Source organism: Achromobacter maghribensis (genome assembly GCF_057334215.1).
The window spans coordinates 20,284-21,347 of record NZ_JBHFII010000018.1 but is presented as its reverse complement, the minus strand read 5'-3'; the positions used below and the strand labels follow the sequence as shown (position 1 = coordinate 21,347).

Annotated in this window: 2 protein-coding genes; both read left to right on the top strand. The window is 68.3% G+C overall.

The genetic code is table 11. From position 1 onward, the window contains the following. A partial coding sequence (locus tag ACE039_RS08260) for an enoyl-CoA hydratase-related protein (protein ID WP_485822074.1) occupies nt 1–365 on the top strand: 365 nt, incomplete at its 5' end. Nucleotides 366–367: 2 nt separating this feature from the next. Beyond that, nucleotides 368–1,064 (top strand): acyl-CoA dehydrogenase family protein (locus ACE039_RS08255; RefSeq protein ID WP_485822073.1); only part of this gene is annotated, 697 nt, incomplete at its 3' end.

Sequence of the window (1,064 nt, the reverse complement as noted above, 5' to 3'; positions counted from 1 at the left end):
GCGCCGACATGGGCGCCGGCACGCTGTTGCCGCGCATGATCGGCCAGGGCCGTGCATCCGAACTGCTGTATACCGGCCGCGCCATGACGGCGGACGAGGGCGCCAGCTGGGGCTTTTTCAATGCCCTGCATGATTCGGCCAAGCTGGGCGAGGCCGCCCAGACGCTGGCCGCGCAATTGGCCGCTGGCCCCACGTTCGCGCACGGCGTCACCAAGAAACTGCTGCACCAGGAATGGAACATGGGCGTGGACGAGGCCATCGAGGCCGAAGCCGAGGCCCAGGCCATCTGCATGCAGACCCGCGATTTCCATCGCGCCTACGAGGCCTTCGTGGCCAAGCAAAAGCCGGTCTTCGAGGGGAACTGATGATGCGTGACGCAAGCTGGCTGGACTGGCCCTTTTTCGACGACGCGCACCGCAAGCTGGCGCACGAAGTCGATGCCTGGTGCGAAGCCTCGTTGGGCGACGTCGACCATCACGACGCCGACGCGGCCTGCAAGAAGCTGGTCAAGGCCATGGGCCAGGCCGGTTGGTTGCGCTACGCGGTCGCGGGCGGCCCGGGCGGCGCGTGGGGCGGCGCATTGCCGGAAGTCGATTCCCGCGCCGTCTGCATCCTGCGCGAAACGTTCGCCCGCCATGAGGGCCTGGCCGATTTCGCGTTCGCGATGCAGGGCCTGGGTAGCGGCGCGATTTCGCTGATGGGATCGGACGCATTGCGCCAGCGCTACCTGCCGCGCGTGGCAAGCGGCGACGCGATCGCCGCCTTCGCGCTGTCCGAACCGGACGCCGGCTCGGACGTGGCGGCGTTGTCGTGCGAGGCCAGGCTGGACGGCGACCACTATGTGCTGAACGGCGCGAAGACCTGGATCTCCAACGGCGGCATCGCCGATTTCTACGTCGTCTTCGCCCGCACCGGCGAGGCGCCGGGCGCGCGCGGTATCAGCGCCTTCGTGGTGGATGCGGACGCCGCTGGCTTCGCGGTCAGCGAGCGCATCGAATTGATCGCGCCGCATCCGTTGGCCACGATCACGTTCGATAACTGCCGCGTGCCGGTGTCGCATCGCC